Below are 24,670 nucleotides of genomic sequence, written 5' to 3'. Positions count from 1 at the left end.
ATAAATCCGATACGCAACGGAGCTGAAATGTCCGCATTACGTTATTCCTTCTCGCAGATAGAGGCTTTTGCCAGCGTCGCTGAACTGGGGAATTTGTCCCGGGCCGCATTATCACTGGGTAAAGACCGCACCACGCTGCGTGATTTGATTGATTATCTTGAAGACGCGCTGGGCTATCCGCTGTTTATCCGTCAGGGACGTACTCTGGTGCTGACGGAACAAGGGCAGCAACTTCACCGGCAGGCGCATTTGCTGATGCGTCAGGCTCAGGCCTTTGAGTTTTACGCGCAGTCGCTGCCGCAGCCTGAGCAGCAGGAACTGGTGATGGTCTACGATCCCTTCGTCCCGCAGGCGTTTATGGATGCGGTTATCAAAGTGATGGCGAAAGAGGGGATCCGCTTCAGCGCATGGAGCGCATCGAGAGAAGAGGCCGAGGCAGCCCTTAATGCCGGGACGGCGCAGATTGCAGTCTGTCAGGCTAACAATCGTGCGCTGGGCATGGATATGGAATGGTGTGCGCTGGGAAGTATTGAACTGGATTTTTATGCCGCCAGCGGGTTGTTTCAGCATCAGCAGCGCCCGCTGACTCTGCTCAATCTTTCCCTGAAACCTCAGCTGGTCATGCATCACAAGCACGATGAGCAGATTGCCCGCCGGTTGCAAATTTCGGGTCATACGTTGTATGTCAATGAGCGCGCTGTGATGCGCAGTTTGCTGGAAAATGCGCAGGGCTGGGGTTTTTTACCGACGCATTATCAGGCATCGACATGGAAGAACGTGCAGGCGGTGGAGACGGAAGTAGGCAATCAGGGGCTGACGATTACGATGGTGGCTGTCTGGCAGCCCGGTCAGACAAAACAGCCGGTCACCGGCAGATTAATCAGCGTATTGCCGGAATTATGGCGTAACAGCCTCCGGCGTTAAGGGCGGTTATCGCCAGAAATATGTGCCCTCAGGCAGGCAATTTCAGCGGGCTTTGCTACGCTTTCTGAACATCTTTTATCTGAACCTCGCCCTGCAAACCCGACTGTTTTCCCGAAAATCTGCTGAGGAGTTCTTACTATGCCTTTTGTTAAAACGAAAGACGGCGTTAACATTTTCTTCAAAGACTGGGGTCCGAAAGACAAGCAACCTGTTGTTTTCCATCACGGATGGCCGCTGAGTGCGGATGACTGGGACAATCAGATGTTGTTCTTCCTCGCTGAAGGTTTCCGGGTGATCGCCATCGACCGCCGGGGGCATGGACGTTCGGATCAGACCAGTGAAGGTAACGATATGGATCACTATGCGTCGGATGTTTCTGCTGTGGCTGAACATCTTGATCTGCATGATGCCGTACATATCGGCCATTCTACCGGCGGGGGACAGGTTGCGCGGTATGTGGCGAAATTCGGTCAGCCACAGGGCCGTGTGGCGAAAGCGGTATTAATCAGCGCCGTGCCACCGCTGATGGTGAAGACGGATGCAAATCCCGACGGTACACCGGTCGAGGTCTTCGATGGTTTTCGCAGTGCGCTCGCTGCGAACCGTGCACAGTTTTATTTAGACGTTGCTTCCGGACCTTTTTACGGGTTTAACCGCGACGGCGCAGAAGTGTCCCAGGGCACCATCAATAACTGGTGGCGTCAGGGAATGACCGGTAGCGCCAATGCGCATTACGAAGGGATCAAAGCGTTTTCAGAAACGGATCAGACCGACGATCTGAAAGCCATCACGGTACCGACGCTGGTTTTGCAGGGAGATGATGATCAGGTTGTGCCTTATAAAGATGCCGCTCTCCTGCAGGATAAGCTGCTGGCGGACAGCACGCTGAAGATTTATCCGGGCTATCCTCACGGTATGCACACCACGCACGCCGACGTCATCAACAAGGACATTCTGGCGTTTATCCGCGGATAATTTCTGCGTCCTTTATGTCATACACAAACCCGCTGACATGGCGGGTTTTTTCTGCAAGGCGTAAAAAAGCCCGTCAGGGGAAACGGGCGTTTTTAACGTTACAAGGGGAACTCTTGAGATTTCTGTAGGTTGCTACAGAGATGGTCATCATACACTTCCTGTGTGACAGAAATGTGTAGGAGAATTCTGGTTCTCGTCGCAAACAATTTCCCGTGTCAGATGCGGAATCACTGCAGAGGCTGCTTAAATTGAGCGGGTAAACGGGGATCCATGTAACGCGACAACATGTGAACTGGCTTACATTTTTGACCTTTATCACACTTTATAGTGAAGCCCTTGTTAAGCGACGCAGCTCATCACCATGGCATCCATCAAAGACGTAGCCAAAAAAGCGGGAGTCTCTACTGCTACCGTATCACGCGTTCTGAATAACCATCGCGGTGTGATACCTGAAACACGTAAAGTGGTGCGTGAGGCAATGGATTACCTGTGCTATGTGCCAAGTAAGAGTGCGTTTCAGCTCAGTGGTAAATGTTCAGGGCTGATTGCAGTGGTTTTGCCAAACCTTGTTAACCCTCATTTTTGCGAGTTACTGGCAACATTTGAAGAGGAAGCAAGATATATCGGTAAATCGGTGATCGTGAAAACTCACCAGAATCAGCCTCAGCAGGACAAGCAAATTATTCACACCTTAATCGGCATGGGAATAGACAGTTTGTTGTGGGTGCCGACAGAAGCAGAGGCCGAACTTTCTGAGTGGTTAATCGCCACCCATATTCCGGTTGCGGTGGTAACACAGGTTTCACGCTTTTTTAATTCCGTTTCTATAGACCAAAGCAAAGGTGCGGAAAGTATCGCAGAACATTTTATAAAAAGCGGTCATACCACATTTGGTTTTGTTGCTCAGGAAGGTGTCGATAATAGAAAGGTTTCCTCCTGGAGTAAAAAAATCACGAGTCAGGGTTTAACTTTCGATAAAGAGAATCAATTCTGGATTGAGAAGGGTAAAGGAGAAAGAGTATCAGGCCATATCAGTATACTTGAGGATATTATTGAAAAATTAGTAGCCCGGAAAAATCAATGCACATGCCTCTGGGTTTATAATGATGTCGCTGCCAGTTATATTATAGATGGATTAAAAGAAAGGCAGGTGGCGGTACCTCAGGATATTGCTATCGCCAGTTTCGATAATACCTTGCTGGCACAAACTAAAAAGATCACCAGCGTGGCTCAACCTATAAACGAAATCGCACACCTGGCATTTACGATGGTCAATAACGAAAGTGAGCAGGAAAATATCGAAATGTATGAGATTGTCTCACGGCTTATTATCCGCGAGAGTAGTGTAGCGATTAATATCACCACGCTGTAATATCTTCGCATCACGATTTAACGTTGTTTGAAAGTAAATGAGATATCTTCTTTAATTTTTGACACCGGTACTGGTGGTAATAGCCTGTGTTTAAATTCATGACTGCGCATTATTGAGGTAATTTTATGTCTGATATTGCAATGGAAAAGCAAAGTGCTTACGGAAAGCTGCAGCTGAAAGAAAAGATCGGTTACGGAATGGGAGATGCCGGCTCTTGTATGATCTGGAGTGTGCTGGCGCTTTATCTGACATGGTTTTATACCGATGTGTATGGATTATCTCCCGCCGTCGTGGGGACATTATTTCTGGTGATCCGTGTTTTCGACGCTTTCAGCGACCCGATCATGGGGGCGATTTGCGACCGCACACAAACCCGCTGGGGTAAATTCCGGCCCTGGTTATTGTGGATGGCGCTGCCATTTGGTCTTGGTGCCATATTAATGTTCACGACACCTGACCTGAGCATGAACGGAAAAATTATTTATGCCTGGGTCACCTACCTGATTATGTCGCTGATATATACCGCTATCAATATCCCCTATTGCTCAGTAGCAGGCGTGATTACACTTAATCAAAAGGAGCGGCTGGGTTGTTTGTCATGGCGTTTCTTTCTCAATGGTCTGGCAACGCTGATTGTTTCCTCCTCCATTTTACCGTTAACCGACTGGCTGGGGAACGGTAGCCGGGCATCTGGTTTTCAGTTGACGATGGCGATCATGGGCGGTGCCGCAACGCTCATGTTCCTGTTCTGTTTTTCCAGTATTAAAGAACGCGTTGTTTCGGTTAAGTCCGGCGATTCGTTACTGAAGGATCTGAAAGATATCGCTAAAAATGACCAATGGCTGTTGATGATTTCGATTACCTTTCTTAACGTTTTCCCCGCCTTTATTCGCGGTGCGGTCACCATTTATTACGCGACCTATGTGATGCAGGCTTCTGTTGGATTTATTACCTTTTTTATGGCGCTAGGTGTCGCCTGCAATATGTTGGGCAGTGTTATCGCTAAACCTCTGACTGACCGCTTTGATAAAGTTAAGTTATTCCGCATTATCAATATTATTCTCGGCATCCTCTCTTTTGCCCTGTGGTTCGTTGATCCAAAATCGCTGGTGCCGCTAATCACATTATTTGTGATTATCAATATTCTGCATTTAATTCAGTCCGGGCCCATTCTGTGGGCCATGATGTCCGACGTAGACGATTACGGGGACTGGAAATTCGGCAAACGCATGACCGGTATCTCTTTCGCGGGCAATCTGTTTATGTTGAAAATGGGGCTGGCGGTAGCCGGAGCGATCGTTGCCTGGATATTGTCCTATACGGGGTATATTGCCAATAAGCCACAACAAAATACGCAGACTTTGCAGGGGATTATTATTATGTTCTCTTTGCTGCCGATGGTAAGTTATTTTGTCAGCGCATTCATGGTGCGTTATTTTAAGCTTAACAACGCTGTTCTGGAAAGAATTAAAGTCGATCTCGCAAAACGTCAACTGGAAAATGGCGGTGTCCCCTCGCAGGAATTCAAAGATACTCCTGTTCTTTAAAAAAATAAACAGTCAGCTTTATTTTCATTCGTGTTAATTTTATAGAAGGATTTAATAAATGGCGAGCAACAACTACTACGATGTCACTGAGTGGAATGTCGGTAATCCTTATCAGGACATCGGTGAGGTTATCAACAGTATTATTGCTGATATTAAAAGCCGGCAAACCGCGACGGATAATAATCAAGGAGGAAAACCCGGTGCTGTGATCTATATTCCGCCGGGAGATTATTCTCTTCTCAGTCAGGTAGTCATTGATATCAGCTATCTGAAAATTATGGGTTCAGGACATGGTTTTACCTCTTCGAGTATTCGATATAATACGCCGCAAAGTGAATGGCCAAACTGGCACGAACTGTGGCCGGGCGGCAGCCGGGTCCTCGTCAACATAACTCCTCCGGCTGATGCTGAGGAATATACTGGCGCTGCATTTTATGTCGCACGCAGCGGTGATCCGCGCATAAGTTCAGTAGAGTTCAGTGACTTTTGTATTGATGGATTGCACTTTGTCGATGAGGGTTCAGGAAGTGACGATCCGGAAAATAGCTATCTCAATGGCAAAACCGGTATTTATATTGCCAGCGCTCAGGACTCGTTTCGCGTCTCGGGCATGGGGTTCGTCTATCTGGAGCATGGCGTGACGGTCTATAACGCCGATGCACTGTCCATACATGACAATTTTATCGCTGAATGTGGTAACTGCATTGAATTACGTGAGTCCGGGCAGGCATCGAAAATAACCGATAACTTGATCGGTGCCGGTTATCGCGGGTATTCGATTTATGCTCAAAATTTCGGCGGGTTATTAATTACGGCAAACAATATTTTCCCGCGCGGCAAAAGCAGTGTGCATTTCTCGGGCGTAGTGCGTTCCTCTGTGTCTGCTAACAGATTCCATTCCTTTTATCCGGGAATGATGGTGCTGGAGGAGGGCAGTGCAGAAAATCTCGTCTCTGCGAACCATTTCTTCCGTGAACGTGAACCCTGGGCACCGATGCAGGCTTACAACAATGGGTTAGATGATCTGTATGGCCTGCTCTATATCAATGGCGATAATAACTCCATTATTGGCAATCATATTTCTGAATCCATTGACACACAATACATTACACCAGCAGGTGCAACGCCGGTCATCATGCATATTGTCGCGGGAGCGGGGAACTTTATTTCTGACAATCACATTGTTGCCACAACTGAAACAGCGCAATCATCTGCCGCGACAGCAGGCACTTGTTTCTCAACACAAGTGGGGGCGTTACTGGCTGTCTCCGGACTGGAACCGCTTTGTGTAACCAGCGTCCTCATAGAAGCAGAATCACATCAAAATACAATTCTTGATTCGGGTGCCGACTCACAGGTTGTGATGGATAAGGACGTAAACGCATTCAGAGCGACTCCTGTGCCGGGTCTGACACGTTAATGCGTTTTGGGGGCGGGTGATGAGCCCGCTCAGTTTTCCATGCTGGCAGCCGACAGACAAAGGGGCGTCGAAAGTATCTGCGGGTTTTTCAGGCAATAAAAAAGGCCCGGAGGCCTTTTTTATGCGGACTATGCCAGCTTACTCACTTTCTTATGATCTGCCAGATGTTGTTACTTCCGGCCAAGCAGTAAACCCAGCACAACACCAATTGCACCTGCCGCGATCAAACCGGACAGAGGATTTTCTTTGATTTTCTCCGCGACGTCAGAGACGACTTCACCGGCCTGAGCCGAGTATTTCCGCGCTGCGCCTTTAATCTGGTGCTTAGGAGAATCAACAAAATCGCCAAATTGTTTTTGTGCTTCACCGGCAAGCTGGTTGCCTTTGTCTTCGAGTTTATCTGCCAGATGGTTTGCGTCTGCATCGATATCATGTGATGACATATCTCTATCTCCTTTAGTTAACCGTTATTAAGCGTAGTCGATATTTTTAGATTATGGCGTTAATACAGAATAAAAAATCAGATATGCTGTAAGGATATGTTAATGGTTGAGATTTTTCTTATTTTTTCTGAAGGGGAATTTTAAGAGTTATGTCGATTGCGTAAGCGGATTAAGGTATTTGTAACTTGTGTGATTAATGAATGAAAATTGTGATATTTCCATTCCACTTAGATATTGAAGTTTCAGTTTCTATAAGGTGTTTATTTTGTTTTCATTATATTCTGCCCGATGGGAAAGGTTATTCCATGTTGACAGAGCCCGCCTGTAAGGCGGGCCTCATCATGCCCTAACGGGTTTTGCTGGCGGAAGCCGATTCCGATTCAGCAATTGACGTTAATTTTATATCGGCATTTTTTTCTTCCTGCAAGGTGGCTTCCAGCAACTTAGCCGCTTTGGTATAACCCAGTTTTTTCGCCAGCGCGGCTAAGGTGCCATAGGTAGCAATTTCATAATGCTCCACTTTTTGTGCCGCACCGATAAGACCGGCATCCAGAACTTCACCTTTTTCTACAGAATCAATAAGCTCTTGTGCTTCCTCTACCAGCCCTTCCATCGCATGACATTTCATGCGTTTAATGCGCAGTTCGTCAGAGGACTCGACGACCTGATCCAGTCTTTCAATCTGACCCTGTGTTTCTTCCAGGTGAGATTTAAACGCCTCGACCAGTTTGGGATCTGTCGCAGCGCGTGCCATTTTAGGCAGCGCTTTAGTAATTTGACGCTCAGCGCTGTAAACGTCAGATAAATCATGAATAAAGAGTTCTTTCAGAGTGGTAATAGACATTTTATTTTCCTGTGGGTTATTTGGAATACCCCCTTAGCTTAGCGGTATTATAATAAATGACTGCGAATTAAGAATATTCCCAAGCTGAAAATAACATTCTTCATAACAGCAAAAATTCAAAGAAATGATGTTATTTCAATGCGCTATTTTTAAGGTGATAACGCACAGGGATGATGTACTGAACCGGGGCTTCCCGATGCGAGATCCGCTGTCAGAGCCTGATTTTATAGTGGATTTTATTTATTTTAAGGCATGTGCTAAGGCAATTAATTAAGATGCGGAAATGGAAATTAAATAAGGTGCTGCAATCAATATAAAAAACATTGCAACACCTCGTTCTTTCTTTTCATGCGCCGTCAGTTAGCTGAAACAGAACATAGCACCACCGGCTGATCAGGCGGCCAGGTACTGAGATCCAACCGGCCGGTCACGTTGATTTCTCTGCCGCTGAGCAGGTCACGGTAAGTGTGGTGAGCGAGGGGGGCGGGCAGCAGGACCTGTGCAGCAAATCTCCCTTCGGGTTGAGTAAAGCCGACTTTTTGTTCATCAAATACCAGACGGGGCGCTGCGACAATTACCGCATCGCCGTTTGCCTGCCGTGCAAAGGCGATGACCTTATCGGCGTGATCGCCCGTTGTTTCCAGCGGGAAGTAATCTCCCTGCAGAAACAGCGCGGGTTCTTGCTGACGATAACGGGCGAGAACGGTAACAACATGTTGTTTCAGCTGCCCGCTTGTCCATGCGGTTTCATCGTCCCACGCCGGTTTTTCATTGTTCACCAGCAGCTGTTCCAGCTCATCGAAATCAGGCAGACGCCGGTTATCCGGATCCACCAGACTGAAATTGAGCACTTCGCTGCCCTGATAAATATCCGGCACCCCAGGAGCGATCATTTTGATCACCGTTTGGGTCAGACTGTTCACCAGACCGGCGCGGATAAAGGGACGGATTGTGGCGTAAAAATCATTCAGAAAAAGACTGTTATCCGGCGAAAGCAGATGGCGGGCATAGCCGAGCACCGCGTTTTCATAATCGTCGTTGCTGTCGCCCCAGTTGGTACGCAGCTTGGCTTCGCGCAGCGCTTTTTCAACGAAAAGCTGAAATCTTTCATTGAGTTCACGTAAACCGTCCTCATCGGCCGGACGCAGTGTTGCCGGCCATGCACCGGCCAGCGCCTGATAAAGCATCCATGCGCCGGTCAGTTTCGGTGCGGGGCCGTCGGGTAAAGTGATGACTTTCGACTGATTCATCTGATGCCAGCGGGTAACGTTTTCGGCCCAGAGCTCGGGTGCTTCGGTCAGGGTAAACAGTCTGGCACGGGCATCTTCACCGCGCTTGGTATCATGAGTTGACGTGGTGGAAAGTGCTGCCGGTTGTTCCTCAAGACGGCGGGCCATCTCCTGATGGAACCGGTCGAGAGAGAACCTGCGCAGCAGAGGCTCTGCACCGACTTCATTCAGGGCCAGATCCATATGCTGGCGAAAGAACAGCGTGTCTTCCACGGATTTCGCCATCAGCGGCCCCGTCAGTTGCTGGAAGCGGGTACGGAACAGATCAGCCTGACCGGATACCGACTCCGGTGTTTGCGCAGAGAGAATACGCGCCAGAAATTCGAGGATATCCCCAGGAACGGCAAGGGATGAGGTCTGTATCTTCCCGATAATCTTATGCAGCAGTTCAGCGTCACCGGCGGGCAGTCCCCGCGATGTGCCATAGGTGCGATAAACCGGGAAGGCGATCAGTAATTCACGCAGCGCTGCCCGCAAGGTATTGGCATCCCAGGTGTGGTTTTCCTCTTCTGCAATATTCAGCGCCAGCTGGCAGAGTGTGTTGAATTCCCCTTCGAAATTTTTCTCGACCATCATCAGTTTGGCGGCGCGTAATTCGTCGCGCATATCCACCGGTTTGCCGACCACGTTCTCATACAGATTGCGCAGCACCGCGATATTTTCATCCTCGACCAGCACGTCGGAAAGTGCGGCGATAAATTCATAACCGGTGGTGCCGGAAACCGGCCAGTCAGCGGGCAGACGTTCGCCTTTACCGAGGATTTTCTCCACCGTGATGTAGCAATCCGCACCGGCCTTTTCCCGCAGACGTTCAAGATAAGCTTTTGGATCGGCCAGACCGTCCACATGATCCACCCGTAACCCGTCCACCGCGCCGGAATGCACCAGTTCGAGGATTAAGCGGTGCGTATCGTCGAATACCGCGTCATCTTCCACCCGCACGCCCGCCAGACCGGTGATTTCAAAAAATCGCCGGTAGGAAAGTTCACGGGGCGCATCGCGCCATGACATCAGCCGGTAGGGCTGGCGCTGATGTAACTCCGCCAGCGCGGCGTTATCCGGCGTGGTTTCGCTGGCACCGTAAGTGTCTGGCGCAAGAGGATAGTACGCGTCGAAATAAGCAAAAGCAGGCTGACCGGTCCGGGGATCCGCTTTCAGGGTAATTTCACCTTTTTCCAGCACCTCTTCAAAAGTATCGCCGAGAAAAGGCAGGGTGAGCCGCCGCGACCAGTCGATATCAAAATGCCGCGCATAACGACTTTTCCCGCCGTGTTCAATGACGTCTCGCCACCACGAGTTTTCCAGCGACGCGGCCATATGATTTGGCACGATATCCAGGATCAGTCCCAGACCTGCGGCTTTCAGCGCCTCTGACAGGCGATCAAATCCTGCACGTCCCCCTAATACCGGATCGATTTCGTTGGCGTCGGTAATGTCGTAGCCGTGCGTGGAATCTGAGGTCGCGGTAAAAACCGGCGATGCATATAAGTGGCTGATCCCAAGCCGCTTTAAATAAGGCACAAGTGCCACTGCTTTATCAAAATCCACGCCATCGCGGAACTGAATACGGTAGGTCGCAGCGGGTATGTTCACGTTGATTCTCCCCTGAAAAGACGGACGATGACGGAGCCGGGTTCTGACGCTTCTGTCGCTTCGGGCCAGGCAAAAAGTGTTTCACCCGGCTGGTCGGGCAGCGGTTGTTTGGTTTCCCCGAGATTGAGGGCAAGGGAAAGGATGCCTTTGGGGAATGTCCAGGTGACGGCGAGAACGCCGCCGGAGGCCTGCACTATCTTGCCCACATTGCCCTGAGCCGGAGTGAGTAACGGCACTACATATTCATGACGCAGAGAGAGCAATGTGCGGGTCAGCGCCAAACTTTCCACGCCTTGCGGGCTGACGGGTTTATGCCAGTCAAGTTTAGAGCTTTCAAACGTTGTGAGGGCATTAGGGTCGGGCACGCTTTCACTGCCATAGCCACTGTGGCCTTCGAATTCTCTGGCGCGTCCTTCGCGAACGGCCTGCGCCAGCTCGCCTTCAAAATCGGTGAAAAACAGGAACGGATGGGTTTCGCCATACTCCTCGCCCATAAACAACAGCGGGATATGAGGGGAAAGCAGTAATGCGGCCAGCAGAATACGCGTTTTGCGCACTCCGGCCAGCGTGGTGAGGCGATCGCCCTGCGCGCGGTTGCCGATCTGATCGTGGTTTTGGATAAAATCGACAAAAGCGACCGGCGGCTGACCGCTGCTCTTTTCACCGCGCGGTTTGCCGCTTTGCGGGGAAATTTCGCCCTGATATGCGAACCCTTCCGCGAATGCACGGGCAGCCAGCCCGGCAGGATCGTTGGCGAAATCCTGATAATAGGCGTGCGTTTCACCCGTACTGAGCACGTGAACCGCGTTATGCAAGTCGTCATTCCATTCAGCGGTAAACAGCGGAACATCGCCTGCGGGCGTGCGCGGATGCAAAAAGATAATATTACGGCTGTCTTCGGTGGTCAGATGCACCTGTCGGCCGGTGATTTCTGCGCGAATGCGCCGGGCGATCTCGGGCAAAATATGCGGGTCTGAGGCGTCTTTCATCTGATCGACCGCATCAAAACGCAACCCGTCGAGGTGATACTCTTTCAGCCAGTAAAGCGGTGCTTCGCTGATGTACTGGCGGGCACCCTCCTGATCGTAAGCAATGCCCGCGCCCCAGGCGGTCTGGCGTTCAGAATCGAAAAACTGCGGTGCCAGCAAGGGCAGGTAATTGCCCTCAGGACCGAAATGGTTGAGCACAATATCGAGCACCACGGAGATGCCGTGCCCGTGCGCCGCATCGACAAAGGCTTTGAAATCATCCGGTGTCCCGTAAGCAGAATGCGGCGCGTACAGCAAAACACCGTCATATCCCCAGCCGCGTTTGCCGCCAAACTGCGCCAGCGGCAACACTTCAATCATGGTGATGCCGGTTTCTGCTAAATAAGGCAGTTTCTCCATCGCCGCTGTGAATGTGCCCTGCGGCGTGAATGTACCGACATGCAGCTCATAAATGACCGACTCTTCCCACGGACGTCCTGTCCAGTCAGCGTTCTGCCACTGATAGCTTTCTGATGACGTGACCAGCGAAGGGCCGTTGACACCCGCCTGCTGGGCACGGGAAGCCGGATCAGGCACCGGCATGCCGTCGGCCAGAATATACTGGTAAGCCTCACCGGCAGAAACACCGGTTGCCACGTGCTCGAACCAGCCGTTTTCAGCGGCGGACATTTCTGTGTTCTTTCCCGAGAGTCGCAGGGTTAATTTTGTCTGACCCGGTGCCCAGACCCGAAAGTGAACCGTGCCGGCGGCGATGAAATTAGCCCCCCAGCTGGTGGTGAATGCGTTGAAATGCATCGCGTTACCTCGCTTAAAAATGGGCAATCAAAAGGTCAGTTAGCCAACGAATAATAATGATAGTCGAGGATTAAGCGGATGGGGGGCTGCCGGACATCAGGCCCCGGTCAGGGCCGGGGCGTTAACGGTAAGTGTGATGAAACCGGTGCTGGCATCAGGACGATGAGGTGAAAAATACGATGGAAATAATGAAAGAAACGACGGTCCCGATGAGCAACATGCATTTGCTCGGCGTGAAGAACTTCTTGTTCTGATTGGCTTTATAAGCCTTGAGTAATAACCACAGCATCACGATGCCAATGATAATAAATATTACGCCACCTGATATACTCGCGACTGGAGCCATATAAGTATCCTTCTCGTCGGTAAATTTTAATTATAGCTCAGCATCAGAGAAGCGTTTTTGAAGCGAATATTCACGTTCATCGCCAATACTAAGATCAGACGATATGTCGTGCCCGGCAGCCAGCCGCCGCGTCCGGTTCAGACTGTACTGAAGCCGCCGATCAAATGTATAATATCCTGCCGCGATAATGACATAGCGGAATTAACGGTTTGCAGTGACATAAGTGAAATAAAGCGTTTTATATAGGGTTTTCTATAAAAATGGCGTTAAGCCTCAGAGAATAATCACACAATACCTAAGGGAATTAAATGAAGTTTCTTCCTACTTTGCTTTTCATGCTGTCAGCGGTGATTACCGGACAGGTCAGTGCTGCAACCACAACACTGACCGATGTACTGGGAAATAAAATAACCTTAAATACCCCGGTAAAAAGAGCGGTATTAGGTTTCTATTTTGAAGATTATATGGCCGTTGGCGGTGAACAGGCGTTTGATCATATTGCCGGTATCTCCCGCGAAGCCTGGCATGGCAAAGTTCCGGCGAACTGGGATATGTATATTAAGCACCGTCCTTCCATCGCCGACATCCCTGATATAGGCGAAATCGACCTGCATAACGTGTCACTGGAAAAAGTGATCAGCCTGAAACCCGATGTGGTCATTTTAGCCAGCTGGCAGTACGCCGCCCTGAAGTATGAAGTCACCCAACTTCAGAGCCTGAATATTCCGGTTGTTGTGATCGATTACAATGATCAGACGGTGGAAAATCATGTGAAATCCACGGAAATCATCGGGATATTAACCGGTCAGACTGAGCGAGCCCACGAGCTTGCCCAGCTGTATAAAAATAATATTACGCTGATTGAAGACCGGATCAGACAGGCAAATCTGCCGAAGCCAAAAGTCTACATTGAGTTTGGTAATAAAGGTCCGGCAGAGTATTCGTTTACCTATGGCGAAAATATGTGGGGCGTGATGCTGCGTCTTGCGGGCGGTGAAAATATCGCGGCGCCTTTTGTTAAACAGTGGGGCGAAATTAATCCTGAGCAGTTACTGGTCGCTAAACCGGATGTCATTTTTATTTCCGGCAGGGAAAATAATAAGGTCGATACTGCATTAGAAATGGGTATCGGCGTCAATGAAGCCACGGCGAGAACAAAACTTAACGGATTCGCGCAACGTAGCGGCTGGAATTCATTACCGGCCATTAAGAATGACAAACTCTTCGGCGTTTATCAGGGCGCATCGCGTACGCTGGTGGATTTCACCATGGTACAGTTTATCGCTAAATCTCTTTATCCGGAGTTATTTAAGGATATTGATCCTGTAAAAAACTATCACGATTATTATGAGAAATATCTGCCCGTTGTGCCGGTGGGAACCTTTGCGTTATCGGCCAGTGCTGAGCAGCAGTAATTGTTTCTGATAACCGATCGTTGTTGTTAATCCATCGCCGCGATACGTTGCGGCGATGAGTCAGTCATCTCATGGGATGCAGCCACCTCGCCGCGTATATTTTCAGTGACCGCCGAATTAAAAGGTATAAAGCACCGCCAGATTAAAGGTCGTCCCGCCGTGTTTTTCCACTATCGGGCTGTTACCGGCTTTATCGTCCAGCCAGGTGTAATCCGCACTGACCACACCGCTCCAGTTCGGGGTTAACTGATGGCTCCAGGTCAGGCTGCTGTCCACGCCATAGAATCCTCCGGCGGCCTGATAAGCCTCAAAATTACTGCGACTGCTTTGCTCGCGGCTTACACCATAAAAGGTGTTCATGTAGCGCCGGTCGCCAAAGAGCGCCGCCGACTGGAGTGCGACGGTGTCCGTATCATTCTGAAGCGGCAGCAATGTCACGGAAGTCTGATAATGCACGCCTTGACTGTCGGTCAGCGGCAGGGTCGCTTTGCCTTCAAAAGACAGCCACGGTGTGGCAGACCAGCCCACGGCAAGGGCCGTGTTGGCGGTTGCATCAATATTCCCCATACCTCTGAGTTTTGCCGAGCCATCCCGCCACGTGGAATTTTTGTCCGTGCGTCCCAGGCTGTATCCCAGCGTATGTTCCAGATACAGGCCGTTATCTGCCTGCAAGTCATAGCCTATGCCCTTGAGCGAATCGAAGAAAAAAGCACCGTCCCGCGCCTGAATAACCGGCGCGACCAGCCAGTGATGCTGACCGGAACCACTGTAACGCGGTGCGCTCTGCGCGCCCATGCCCACCGTGAAGGTGGGCGCTGGCAGTGTGTCGCCGGCCAGTGTCTTCAGCACTGTCGCTGAAAGGGCGAAACAGGTAATGTGCAGCATTAGTTTTCTGGATATCATGTGATTCCTCATCACCCAAACGTATGGTTCGTAGCGGATTGCAGCCGCGCCTGAAACCGAAGTATGAAGAGGCAGTGTCAACAAACTGTCGGGGATTTATGAAGAAACCGTCAAGGCGATAAACATGCAAACAAAACGAGTCCTGATCATTGAAGACGACGCCGATGCGGCGGACGTTCTTGATGCCTATTTACAACGTGAAGGGTATGAGGTGCAGATTGCGGGCGACGGCATTTCCGGGCTCGACAAAGCGCTGCGCTGGAAACCCGATCTGGTACTGCTGGATGTAATGCTTCCGGGCATGAGCGGTACCGACGTGCTGGCGACGCTGCGGCGGGAAACCCGCACGCCGGTGATCATGGTGACGGCAATGGGGGATATGCCGGACAAAATTGGTGCGCTGCGCGAAGGTGCCGATGACTACGTGGTTAAACCTTATAATCCCGGCGAAGTGGTGGCGCGGGTGCAGGCCGTTCTCCGGCGCACCGCGCCCGGCGAAAAGAATTCAGCAGTCCTGCGCTGGCAGGCGCTTGAAGTGGATGCTGATGCGCTGACTGCCGCCGTCAATTCCCCGTCGGGTGATAGCCGCTATCTGGATTTAACCCCGACCGAATTCAGCATTCTGAGCACCCTGATGCGTGCCCCGACGCGGCCGTTTTCGCGCCAGTATTTGCTTGAGCAGTGCCTGCCAGAAAGTGAAGCGCTGGAAAGGGTGGTCGATACGCATGTCTATAACTTGCGTAAAAAGCTCGAATCGGCGGGCATCCTGAATGTGTTAGTCAATGTCCGCGGCGTGGGCTACAGGTTCAGACAGCCATGATACGCTTACATTATCAGTCTTTATGGCGCTGGATCTGCGTGCGCATTCTGACGCTCGCCATCGGCAGCGTGGTTGTGATTGCGCTGTGTATGTGGCTGCGGTTTGTGATCGAAAACCTGTGGGTTTTACATCATATGTCTCCTGCGATGCGCCAGGAGTTTGAAGTATTGCGCAAAAACCCTGAACTCAATCTTACGCGTTTCCATGAGATTGTGGACATGGGCTGGGGAGCGCGTTACTCCGATCCTTCTATCGCGTCAGCTGACTGGCTCATGGTCGCTATTCTGGTGCTGGTGGTCATTCCGTTTATCGCGATCTTGGGATTAAAAGCCGCGCGGCCGCTTTCCTCACAGTTCAGCCGTCTGGCGCAGGTGGCCCGTGCGGTAACGAAAGGGGATTTCAATACTCAGGCTGAACCGGTGAAAAACGCGCCCGCTGAACTGGTACAGTTCACCGATGATTTTAACGCCATGATGTTGCAGCTCTCGCGCTACGAGCGTGAACTGCGGGCATCGCATGTTGCGATGGCGCATGAGCTTCGCTCGCCACTGACGGCGGCGGTCGGGCGGTTACAGGGGATGCTCGACGGCGTTTTCCCGCCGGAACCCCGACAGTTGCAGATGGTGATGAAACAGCTTCTGCACCTGAACCGTCTGATCGACGAACTGCATCTGCTTTCTCTGGCGGATGCCGGTCAGCTGACTCTGAGCAAAACGCCGCTGGATCTGACTGAACTGCTGCGGGAGCGGATAGCGTGGCTGAAACCTCAGTCAGCGGAGGCCGGTTTTGACATCATCCTCACGCCTGATGCCCCGTGCCGTTATATCGGTGACCCGTTCCGTCTCGGGCAGGTATTTACCATTCTGATGGAAAATGCGTTGCGTTATGCGCTGGAAGGGCGGCGTCTCGACATCACGATCACCCCGGAAACCGGCGGTTATGAGATAGCGTTTCAGGACGTGGGTCCGGCAGTTGATGACCATTTTCTGCCCGTTATGTTCGAGCGGTTCAGCCGGGCAGAATCTTCCCGCGCCCGGCATTCCGGTGGCAGCGGACTCGGTTTATCCATTGCCCGCGCGATTTGTGAAGCCCACGGCGGGCGGATCGGTGCCGCGAAAAATGCGGGGGGCGGTCTGACCGTGACCGTCAGTTTACCTGTGCCGGAAATCGGACAATAAAAAAGACCGCGTCTTGACGGTTCCTTGATGAAATATCACGGGAATCTGGACAGTCAGTGGATTGAATAGCGATATCTCAATTCAGGACGACTGTTATGACCGTGACTTTGACCGATTATGTGCGCCACGCGGTGCGTCATCTGCACCCCTGTATTTGCCTGGCACCTCTCATCCCCGCAGCCTGTCTGCTGGTCCTGACCGTGATACTGACGGGCTGCGGGGATAAATCCCGTAAGCCCGTAGCGCCCGCACGCCCCGTCCATGTGTTGATTGCCCCTTTACCCTCGCCATCCGCGACAGAGCCACTGACCGGCGAAATCCGCGCTCACGAAGAGGTGACGCTGGGATTCAGGCTGGATGGCCGGGTGCTGAGCCGGGCTGTCGATGTCGGCGACCGCGTGGTGGCCGGGCAGGTGCTGGCAACGCAGGAAAGTGGCACCAGCCGTAATCAGCTCAACAGTGCACAGGCCGATCTGGACAGCGCGCGGGCGGCGGAGCAGGTGGCGGCGCTGAATCTCAGACGTATGCAACTGCTGATGCCGGGGGGGGCTATCGCCCGCACTCAGCTCGACAGCGCGCAGTCTGACTGGCAGGCCGCCCGCTCGCGACGTCTGAGCAGTGAAGATTCACTGAAAACCGCCCGCGAAAACCTCTCCTTGACGCAGCTTACGGCGCCAGCGGATGGCGTGATCACACAGGTTAGTGTGGCTGCGGGACAGGTTGTCAGCGCCGGACAAACCGTGGTGACACTCGCGTCGGGCAGCGGTTGTGACGCCGTTTTCGACGTCGCCAGTCCGCAGTCCTTTTCTCAGCAAACCGGCGGCACTTTCAATGTCTCGCTGCTTTCTGATCCGTCGGTTGTGACGCCGGGACATTTACGCGACATCAGCCCGCAGGCCGATCCGCAAACCCGCACGTGGCGCGTTCGCCTGACCCTTGATAATCCGCCGCCCGCGATGGCGCTGGGTGCCAGTGTTCAGATCTCCCTTGTGCATGCCGGTCAGCCGGTGATCGCGTTACCTGCTTCAGCGCTGACCCGCGCCGGTGGCAACCCGGCCATTTTTATCGTCAATAGCCAAACACTCACGCTACGTCTGCGGCCGGTTGTTTTAGATCGTTACAGTGCGTCAGATATCTTTATCTCGGCCGGTCTCAGGCCCGGCGAAACGGTGGTGATCGCCGGAGTGAGTCAGCTGCGTGACGGCGAAAAAGTCACGCTGGGGGAGAGTGCGGAATGAATCAGCCCGCTTCATTGCGCGCCTTTAATCTTTCCGCCTGGGCGCTGAATCATCAGTCCCTGATGGCCTTTTTCATGCTGCTGTTAATGACCGCGGGCGTCATCAGTTATGAGCAGTTACCGCGTAATGAGGACCCGGCATTCACTATAAAAACCGCCGTCGTGACCGCCCGCTGGCCGGGAGCAGACGTGGCGGAATCGGTCAGCCTGATGACGGATACGCTGGAAAAAAAATTACAGGAAACGCCGTATCTGGATTACGTCCAGAGTGAAACGCGCGCCGGACAGTCGGTTATTTTTGTTAATTTGCGCGATGACACACCGCCTGCCGCCGTGGCGGGGATCTGGTATCAGGTGCGTAAAAAGATGCAGGACATCGCGCCGTCGTTACCCGCAGGCGTGCAAACCACTGTGAACGATGAGTTCGACGATACGTTTGGCACGATTTACGGTTTTACCGCCGAAGGCTATTCGTCGCGCGGACTGCGTGACCGGGTGGATGATATCAGCCGCAGCCTGATGTCCTTGCCGGACATGGGCAAAACCAGCCTGCTCGGCGTGCAGGAGCAGAATATCGTGATTGCGTTTTCACCCGCACAACTGGCGGGCATGGGGCTGGATTTACAGCAAATTACCGATGCCCTGAAAGCGCAAAACGCCGTCGAACCGGCGGGTGTTTTACGCAGCGACCGGGACAATATCGCGTTGCGGGTAAGCGGTGCGCTGACGACGGAGCAGAGCCTGCGCGCCGTGACGCTGCATATCGCCGGGCGTTACATTCCGCTGACGGACGTGGCGACCATAAGCCGTCAGGATGCCGAACCGCCGTCACCGGTCTTTCGTGTCAACGGAAAACAGGCCATCGGGCTGGCCATTTCCATGGCGGCGAACGGCAATATGCTTTCCTTCGGGAAGGCGCTGAATGAGCGGATGGCAGAAATCAGCGCCGGACTGCCGCACGGCATTGAAATGGTCAAAGTCGCCGATCAGTCGGCTGTTGTTTCGCAGGCGGTCAGCGGCTTCATCCGGGTACTGATCGAAGCGGTCGTGATTGTTCTGGCCGTCTCTTTTGTTTCGCTCGGCTCCCGTGCCGGGCTGGTCGTTGCTGCCGCCATTCCGATTGTGCTGGCGATGACATTTACCGGCATGTCGCTGGCCGGAATCGGTTTGCAGCGGATTTCACTGGGCGCGCTGATCATCGCGCTGGGGTTGCTGGTCGATGATGCCATGATCACCGTCGAGGCCATGGTATCGCGTATTGAGGCCGGGGAACCCCGATGGCGTGCGGCGACGTACGCTTTTGAAACCACCGCGTTTCCGATGCTGACCGGTACGCTGGTTATGATCGCCGGTTTTATTCCTGTAGGTTTCGCCGCCTCCGGCGCCGGTGAATATTGCTACTCGCTGTTTGCGGTAGTGTGTATCGCGCTGCTGTGTTCCTGGCTGGTTGCGATTCTTTTTTCTCCGCTGATGGGGTTGTGGATCTTGCCGGACAAACGGGCTTCACAGGGGGAAAAACGCAGCCGGCTGATGAGTTTCTACCAGCGCCTGCTGAATCAGGTACTGGCGCATCGCGGGGTGACGATCGGTGTTGCCTGTCTGCTGCTGGGGCTGGCGGTGTATGCGACGACGTTTATGCAGGGCGAGTTTTTCCCGGCATCTGATCGCCCGGAACTGCTGGTGAGTTTGAGTCTGCCGGCTAATGCGTCGCAAACGGAAAGTGCGCGGCAAACCGCACGACTGGAGCAGGCGTTGCAGGGCAATCCTTATGTCGATCACTTTTCCAGCTATGTCGGGTCCGGCGCCGTGAGGTTTTATCTGCCGATGGATGTGTTACCGGATGACGAGAATACCGCGCAACTGGTGGTGGTCGCGAAAAGTCTGGGTGACCGGGATAAACTGAGTGCGCAGCTGAACTCGCTCCTGGCCCGGGATTTCAGCGATATCATTACCCGCGTCTCACCGCTGGAACTGGGGCCGCCGGTGGGCTGGCCGGTAAAGTATCGGGTCAGCGGTCCCGGTTATGACAAAGTCAGACAAATCGCTCAGCATCTCGCCAGCGTGCTGGGAAGCAGTCCGCTGACCCGCGAAGTGAATCTGACCGCCGGAGAACCGGAGCGGCTCATCACGCTGCAGGTGAATCAGACTGCCGCGCGGGCAGCAGGCGTCTCCTCAGAAAGTCTGGCGGCAATGCTTAATACCGTATGGTCAGGCAGCGTCGTGACCACGGTCAGGGATAAAAACCGGCTGACCGATGTGGTTCTGCGGGCTAACGATCGTGAGCGGCTGGACGTAGCCACGCTGTCGGCGCTGATGATCACCAGCGCGACGGGACAAAAAATACCGCTGAGTCAGGTCGCTACGCCGGTTTGGGGAATTAGCGATCCGGTGGTCTGGCGGCGTCAGCGCTTGCCGTTTATTACCGTACAGACCGATTTAGCCGCGGGACTGCGTGCAGAAGCGGTTTCACAGCAGCTTGCTCCTGTGGTTTCCAGCCTCCGGGCTTCCCTGCCAGCCGGATATCAGATTGAGGAGGGCGGAGTGGTGGCGGAATCAGATAAAGGAAACAGTTCGGTGTTTGCGGTGTTACCGGTCACCTTGCTGATTATGCTGACGTTGCTGATGATTCAGTTGCAGCGTTTTTCCCGCATGTTGCTGGCGTTGTTAATGGCGCCTTTCGGCCTGCCTGGCATCGTGCTGGCGATGCTGCCGACGGGCACCCCGATGGGATTTGTGGCTTTGCTGGGCATTATTGCTTTAGCGGGAATGATTATCCGTAACGCGGTGATCCTCATCAGTGAGGCCGATAACCATGTTCTGGCCGGTATGCGTGGCGATGAGGCCATAAAAGCCGCTGCCGTTCACCGGTCCCGCCCCATTCTGCTGACAGCCTGTGCGGCAATACTGGGAATGGTGCCGATTGCTGAGCAGGTTTTCTGGGGACCGATGGCGTATGCCATCATCGGGGGATTACTGGTCGCCACTCTCGTGACGCTTACCGTATTACCGGCTGCCCTGAGTCTGGTGATGCAACGCGAGAGGATCCCGCAAGAGAAAATGTAATTCGTCAACCACCGCATTCCCGTTCTTCAGGCGGCTTCAAGGTAAATTTTTACGCGACGCGATATATTGCCCGCTTGTTGGATTTTGGACACTTTGGGAATGTACGAGTTTAATCTTGTGTTGCTGCTGTTGCAGCAGATGTGCGTGTTTTTGGTGATCGCCTGGCTGATGAGTAAAACGCGGTTATTTATTCCGCTGGTTCAGGTTACGGTGCGCCTGCCGCACAAACTGTTGTGCTATATCACGTTTTCCATTTTTTGCATCATGGGCACCTATTTCGGGCTGCATATCGAGGATTCTATTGCCAATACCCGTGCGATAGGCGCGGTGATGGGCGGATTACTTGGCGGGCCGGTAGTCGGCGGATTAGTCGGTCTGACCGGCGGTATCCACCGTTATTCGATGGGCGGCATGACGGCGCTGAGCTGCATGATCTCCACCATCGCGGAGGGATTATTAGGCGGTCTGGTTCACAGCATTCTGCTCAAGCGCGGCCGCATCGATAAGCTGTTTAATCCGCTGGTGGCGGCCGGTGTCACGTTTGTCGCTGAAATGCTGCAAATGCTGATCATCCTGCTGATTGCCCGTCCGTTTACCGATGCGCTCCATCTGGTCAGCAGCATTGCCGCGCCGATGATGGTGACCAATACCCTCGGTGCCGCGATGTTTATGCGCATTCTGCTGGATAAGCGCGCGATGTTCGAAAAATACACCTCGGCGTTTTCGGCGACGGCACTGAAAGTCGCGGCGTCGACGGAAGGCATTTTGCGGCGCGGTTTCAACGAAGAGAATAGCATGAAAGTGGCGCAGGTTCTGCTGAAAGAGCTGGATATCGGTGCCGTGGCTATTACCGATCGCGAGCGATTGCTGGCCTTTACCGGGATCGGCGACGACCATCATCTGGTCGGCAAACCTATCGCTTCCGACTATACCTGGCGCGCCATTGAGAACGATGAAGTGGTGTACGCTGACGGCAACGAGATGCCTTACCGCTGTTCGCTGCATCCCAACTGCAAACTGGGGTCAACGCTGGTGATCCCGCTGCGCGGCGAGAATCAGCGGGTGATCGGCACCATCAAATTGTACGAAGTCCGCAACCGGCTGTTCAGTTCCATCAACCGTACCCTGGGCGAAGGCATTGCCCAGCTGCTGTCGGCGCAGATCCTTGCCGGTAAATTCGAACAACAAAAAGCGTTGCTGGCGCAGTCTGAAATTAAGCTGCTGCACGCGCAGGTGAATCCGCACTTCCTGTTTAACGCCCTCAATACGCTGATGGCGGTGATCCGTCACGACAGCGATAAAGCCGGGCAACTGGTGCAGTATCTCTCGACGTTCTTTCGCAAAAATCTCAAACGCTCTTCTGAGATTGTCACGCTGGCGGATGAGCTGGAGCATGTGAACGCCTATCTGCAAATCGAACTGGCACGTTTTTCGTCGCGTCTGAACGTGGATTTACAGGTGCCGGATGCATTGTCTTTTCAGCATCTTCCGGCCTTCACTCTGCAACCGCTGGTGGAAAACGCCATAAAACACGGCACGTCTCAGTTGCTGAGCAATGGCAATATCATCATTCGCGCTTACAGTGAGGGACAGATAGTGATCGTCGAAGTGGAAGATAACGCCGGTTTGTATCAGCCGGAAGAAAGCAGTGACGGATTAGGGATGAGTCTGGTGGATAAGCGGCTGCGGGCACGGTTCGGGGACAGTTACGGCATTACTGTCAGCTGTAAACCGGATGATTTCACGCGCATTACCTTACGTCTGCCTGCGGAGGGTGCGCCATGTTAAGAGTGCTGATTGTCGATGATGAGCCGCTGGCGCTGGAGAATCTGCGCTTACAGCTTCAGGATGAAAGCGACATTGAAATTGTCGGCGAGTGTACCAATGCCATTGAAGCGATCGGCATGATCCACAAAATCCGTCCTGACGTGGTGTTTCTGGATATTCAGATGCCGCGTATCAGCGGGCTGGAAATGGTCGGCATGCTCGATCAGCAGCATCGGCCGTATATCGTATTTCTGACCGCCTTTGAGGAATATGCGGTGCAGGCGTTTGAACAGTGCGCGTTTGATTATCTGCTCAAACCGATCCAGACGCCGCGTTTACAGAAAACGCTGGCACGATTGCGGCAGGGTTTTCAGGAGCAGGATGTGTCGCAGTTGCCGCAATACCAGCAGCCGCTGAAGTTTATCCCCTGTCTGAGCAGCAACCGGATCTGGCTGTTGCAGCTGGAAGATGTGGCATTCGTCAGCAGCCGCATTGGCGGGGTTTACGTTACCGGACAGGATGGTAAAGAGACGTTTACGGAACTGACCTTACGCACGCTGGAAGTCCGCACGCCGTTGTTACGTTGTCACCGGCAATATCTGGTGAATATGGATTATCTGAAGGAAATCCGTCTGGAAGATAAAAATCAGGCAGAGCTGTTACTGCGTGATGGTCAGGTCGTGCCGGTCAGCCGTCGCTATCTCAAATCGCTGAAAGAGACGGTGGGGCTGTAAACCCCGCCGGTGTTTCTTTTGGTCAGTTCAATCAGGCCGCTCGCAGCCGGGCAAAAGCTTCGCGGATTTCGGTTTCAGGCAATTGCATACCGATAAATACTAACGCACTGCGCGGGGTTTCATCCGGCTGCCACGGCCGATCCCAGTCGGCGCTGTACAGACGCTGAACGCCCTGAAACAGCAGGCGGCACGGCTGATCTTCTATCCACAACATCCCTTTGTACCGCATCAGGTTGTCGGCAAAACTGGCCAGCAGTTCTTCCATCACCTTCGAAATGGCGGCCAGCGCGACCGGATAATCCAGCTCCACCAGAATTGAGGAGACGGTGTTTTGCTGCGGTGCGACGCGGTGGAACAAGGGTTTTGCGGCGACCACGTTCTCTTCGAGCATAAAACCGCGGGTATCAAACAGCAGTGCCGGATCGATATCGCCCAGAACCATGTTATATACCGGCGCACGGGCATTAATGCGTTGCAGCCGCGCTGTCAGTTCAGGGCATTCACCGGATACATCCGTTTTGGTCAGCAGGATGCGGTCGGCATAACCAATCTGCGACTGTGCCAGCGGGAACTGATCCAGCTGCGACATGGCATGCACGGCATCCACCAGCGTAATAACGCCGTCTAAGACATAACGTTCACAGATGACTTCATGGGCGAAAAATGTCTGCAGGATCGGGCCGGGATCGGCCATGCCGGTGCATTCAATCATCAGGCGGTCAAACTGCACTTCGCCTTTGTCCACACTGTCGAGTAAATCCAGCAACGCCGCTTCCAGCTCCCCCGAACGGGTGCAGCAAATGCAGCCGTTGGATAAGGTGGTGATGCGCGTGGCGCGGTCGCCAATCAGCTGGTTATCAATGGGCATTTCGCCAAATTCGTTCTCGATGACCGCAATTTTAATCTCCTGCTGTGTATGCAGAATCTGGCGCAAGAGCGTGGTTTTTCCGGCACCTAGAAAACCGGTTAATACTGTGACTGCAATCGGTGTCATGTTCGCTTTCCTCTTAACTACA

At 52.8% G+C, this 24,670-nt stretch carries 19 protein-coding genes; 12 read left to right on the top strand and 7 right to left on the bottom strand.

Annotated features, from left to right (window positions below; translation table 11 throughout):
- Window positions 1-27 precede the first annotated feature (27 nt).
- The 5 genes from J1778_RS15215 (at window position 28) to J1778_RS15195 (ending at window position 6,238) form a co-directional block, all read left to right on the top strand.
- Entirely contained in the window at window positions 28-924 is an 897-nt protein-coding gene (locus J1778_RS15215) for a LysR family transcriptional regulator (protein WP_217173887.1), read from the top strand.
- 138 nt (window positions 925-1,062) lie between these two features.
- Window positions 1,063-1,899 carry an alpha/beta fold hydrolase gene (locus tag J1778_RS15210; RefSeq protein ID WP_217173886.1) on the top strand — a complete coding sequence of 279 codons (837 nt, stop codon included), beginning with the start codon at window positions 1,063-1,065 and terminating at the stop codon, window positions 1,897-1,899.
- 361 nt (window positions 1,900-2,260) lie between these two features.
- The gene (locus J1778_RS15205; RefSeq protein ID WP_217173885.1) at window positions 2,261-3,271 is read left to right on the top strand and encodes a LacI family DNA-binding transcriptional regulator; all 1,011 of its coding nucleotides are present in this window, start codon (window positions 2,261-2,263) and stop codon (window positions 3,269-3,271) included.
- A 125-nt stretch (window positions 3,272-3,396) separates the two neighbouring features.
- Window positions 3,397-4,818: a glycoside-pentoside-hexuronide (GPH):cation symporter gene (locus tag J1778_RS15200; RefSeq protein ID WP_217173884.1), complete on the top strand. Its 1,422-nt coding sequence runs from the start codon at window positions 3,397-3,399 to the stop codon at window positions 4,816-4,818.
- A 58-nt stretch (window positions 4,819-4,876) separates the two neighbouring features.
- Window positions 4,877-6,238: a NosD domain-containing protein gene (locus tag J1778_RS15195; RefSeq protein ID WP_217173883.1), complete on the top strand. Its 1,362-nt coding sequence runs from the start codon at window positions 4,877-4,879 to the stop codon at window positions 6,236-6,238.
- Window positions 6,239-6,408: 170 nt separating this feature from the next.
- On the opposite strand, the gene J1778_RS15190 is transcribed toward J1778_RS15195, so the two are convergent.
- From J1778_RS15190 to J1778_RS15170, 5 genes are all read right to left on the bottom strand, one after another.
- Window positions 6,409-6,681: an ElaB/YgaM/YqjD family protein gene (locus tag J1778_RS15190; protein WP_217173882.1), complete on the bottom strand. Its 273-nt coding sequence runs from the start codon at window positions 6,679-6,681 to the stop codon at window positions 6,409-6,411.
- A 346-nt stretch (window positions 6,682-7,027) separates the two neighbouring features.
- Window positions 7,028-7,525 (bottom strand): YciE/YciF ferroxidase family protein, encoded by a 498-nt coding sequence (locus tag J1778_RS15185; RefSeq protein ID WP_217173881.1) that lies wholly within the window; start codon window positions 7,523-7,525, stop codon window positions 7,028-7,030.
- A 356-nt stretch (window positions 7,526-7,881) separates the two neighbouring features.
- Entirely contained in the window at window positions 7,882-10,407 is a 2,526-nt protein-coding gene (treY, locus tag J1778_RS15180) for a malto-oligosyltrehalose synthase (protein WP_217173880.1), read from the bottom strand.
- Complete coding sequence (gene treZ, locus J1778_RS15175; protein WP_217173879.1) at window positions 10,404-12,191, bottom strand: malto-oligosyltrehalose trehalohydrolase; 1,788 nt, start codon at window positions 12,189-12,191, stop codon at window positions 10,404-10,406. Before treZ ends, treY begins: the two co-directional genes overlap by 4 nt.
- A 154-nt stretch (window positions 12,192-12,345) precedes the next feature.
- Window positions 12,346-12,537: a hypothetical protein gene (locus J1778_RS15170; protein ID WP_112286547.1), complete on the bottom strand. Its 192-nt coding sequence runs from the start codon at window positions 12,535-12,537 to the stop codon at window positions 12,346-12,348.
- Window positions 12,538-12,845: 308 nt separating this feature from the next.
- On the opposite strand from J1778_RS15170, the gene J1778_RS15165 reads away from it, so the two are divergent.
- On the top strand, window positions 12,846-13,952 hold the full coding sequence (locus J1778_RS15165; RefSeq protein ID WP_217173878.1) for an ABC transporter substrate-binding protein: 1,107 nt from the start codon (window positions 12,846-12,848) through the stop codon (window positions 13,950-13,952).
- A 117-nt stretch (window positions 13,953-14,069) separates the two neighbouring features.
- Here J1778_RS15165 and J1778_RS15160 read toward each other — a convergent pair whose 3' ends face one another.
- Window positions 14,070-14,855 (bottom strand): MipA/OmpV family protein, encoded by a 786-nt coding sequence (locus tag J1778_RS15160; RefSeq protein WP_217173877.1) that lies wholly within the window; start codon window positions 14,853-14,855, stop codon window positions 14,070-14,072.
- Window positions 14,856-14,979: 124 nt separating this feature from the next.
- Between J1778_RS15160 and J1778_RS15155 the strand changes: the two genes are divergently transcribed.
- From J1778_RS15155 to btsR, 6 genes are all read left to right on the top strand, one after another.
- Window positions 14,980-15,675, top strand: coding sequence for a response regulator (locus J1778_RS15155; protein WP_217173876.1), 696 nt, complete (start codon window positions 14,980-14,982; stop codon window positions 15,673-15,675).
- Complete coding sequence (locus tag J1778_RS15150; protein WP_217173875.1) at window positions 15,672-16,853, top strand: sensor histidine kinase; 1,182 nt, start codon at window positions 15,672-15,674, stop codon at window positions 16,851-16,853. Before J1778_RS15155 ends, J1778_RS15150 begins: the two co-directional genes overlap by 4 nt.
- Before the next feature lie 95 nt (window positions 16,854-16,948).
- Complete coding sequence (locus J1778_RS15145; protein ID WP_217173874.1) at window positions 16,949-18,091, top strand: efflux RND transporter periplasmic adaptor subunit; 1,143 nt, start codon at window positions 16,949-16,951, stop codon at window positions 18,089-18,091.
- On the top strand, window positions 18,088-21,153 hold the full coding sequence (locus J1778_RS15140; protein WP_217173873.1) for an efflux RND transporter permease subunit: 3,066 nt from the start codon (window positions 18,088-18,090) through the stop codon (window positions 21,151-21,153). The genes J1778_RS15145 and J1778_RS15140 overlap by 4 nt, the downstream gene beginning before the upstream one ends.
- Window positions 21,154-21,252: 99 nt before the next feature.
- Window positions 21,253-22,941 (top strand): sensor histidine kinase, encoded by a 1,689-nt coding sequence (locus J1778_RS15135; protein ID WP_217173872.1) that lies wholly within the window; start codon window positions 21,253-21,255, stop codon window positions 22,939-22,941.
- Window positions 22,935-23,654 carry a two-component system response regulator BtsR gene (btsR, locus tag J1778_RS15130; protein WP_217173871.1) on the top strand — a complete coding sequence of 240 codons (720 nt, stop codon included), beginning with the start codon at window positions 22,935-22,937 and terminating at the stop codon, window positions 23,652-23,654. Before J1778_RS15135 ends, btsR begins: the two co-directional genes overlap by 7 nt.
- Before the next feature lie 31 nt (window positions 23,655-23,685).
- Here the strand turns inward: btsR and yjiA are convergent, their stop codons facing one another.
- Window positions 23,686-24,648: a GTPase gene (gene yjiA, locus J1778_RS15125; protein WP_217173870.1), complete on the bottom strand. Its 963-nt coding sequence runs from the start codon at window positions 24,646-24,648 to the stop codon at window positions 23,686-23,688.
- Window positions 24,649-24,670: the final 22 nt, after the last annotated feature.

Source organism: Rahnella bonaserana (assembly GCF_019049675.1).
GTDB lineage: Bacteria > Pseudomonadota > Gammaproteobacteria > Enterobacterales > Enterobacteriaceae > Rahnella > Rahnella bonaserana.
The sequence above is the reverse complement of the archived record's forward strand: the minus strand, read 5'-3'. Positions and strand labels throughout refer to the sequence as shown.

Bases quoted from the DNA above. Each gene is read 5' to 3' on its own strand.
- J1778_RS15215 (WP_217173887.1), top strand. From the start codon at position 28: ATGTCCGCATTACGTTATTCCTTCTCGCAGATAGAGGCTTTTGCCAGC.
- J1778_RS15210 (WP_217173886.1), top strand. From the start codon at position 1,063: ATGCCTTTTGTTAAAACGAAAGACGGCGTTAACATTTTCTTCAAAGAC.
- J1778_RS15205 (WP_217173885.1), top strand. From the start codon at position 2,261: ATGGCATCCATCAAAGACGTAGCCAAAAAAGCGGGAGTCTCTACTGCT.
- J1778_RS15200 (WP_217173884.1), top strand. From the start codon at position 3,397: ATGTCTGATATTGCAATGGAAAAGCAAAGTGCTTACGGAAAGCTGCAG.
- J1778_RS15195 (WP_217173883.1), top strand. From the start codon at position 4,877: ATGGCGAGCAACAACTACTACGATGTCACTGAGTGGAATGTCGGTAAT.
- J1778_RS15190 (WP_217173882.1), bottom strand. From the start codon at position 6,681: ATGTCATCACATGATATCGATGCAGACGCAAACCATCTGGCAGATAAA.
- J1778_RS15185 (WP_217173881.1), bottom strand. From the start codon at position 7,525: ATGTCTATTACCACTCTGAAAGAACTCTTTATTCATGATTTATCTGAC.
- treZ (WP_217173879.1), bottom strand. From the start codon at position 12,191: ATGCATTTCAACGCATTCACCACCAGCTGGGGGGCTAATTTCATCGCC.
- J1778_RS15170 (WP_112286547.1), bottom strand. From the start codon at position 12,537: ATGGCTCCAGTCGCGAGTATATCAGGTGGCGTAATATTTATTATCATT.
- J1778_RS15165 (WP_217173878.1), top strand. From the start codon at position 12,846: ATGAAGTTTCTTCCTACTTTGCTTTTCATGCTGTCAGCGGTGATTACC.
- J1778_RS15160 (WP_217173877.1), bottom strand. From the start codon at position 14,855: ATGATATCCAGAAAACTAATGCTGCACATTACCTGTTTCGCCCTTTCA.
- J1778_RS15155 (WP_217173876.1), top strand. From the start codon at position 14,980: ATGCAAACAAAACGAGTCCTGATCATTGAAGACGACGCCGATGCGGCG.
- J1778_RS15150 (WP_217173875.1), top strand. From the start codon at position 15,672: ATGATACGCTTACATTATCAGTCTTTATGGCGCTGGATCTGCGTGCGC.
- J1778_RS15145 (WP_217173874.1), top strand. From the start codon at position 16,949: ATGACCGTGACTTTGACCGATTATGTGCGCCACGCGGTGCGTCATCTG.
- J1778_RS15140 (WP_217173873.1), top strand. From the start codon at position 18,088: ATGAATCAGCCCGCTTCATTGCGCGCCTTTAATCTTTCCGCCTGGGCG.
- J1778_RS15135 (WP_217173872.1), top strand. From the start codon at position 21,253: ATGTACGAGTTTAATCTTGTGTTGCTGCTGTTGCAGCAGATGTGCGTG.
- btsR (WP_217173871.1), top strand. From the start codon at position 22,935: ATGTTAAGAGTGCTGATTGTCGATGATGAGCCGCTGGCGCTGGAGAAT.
- yjiA (WP_217173870.1), bottom strand. From the start codon at position 24,648: ATGACACCGATTGCAGTCACAGTATTAACCGGTTTTCTAGGTGCCGGA.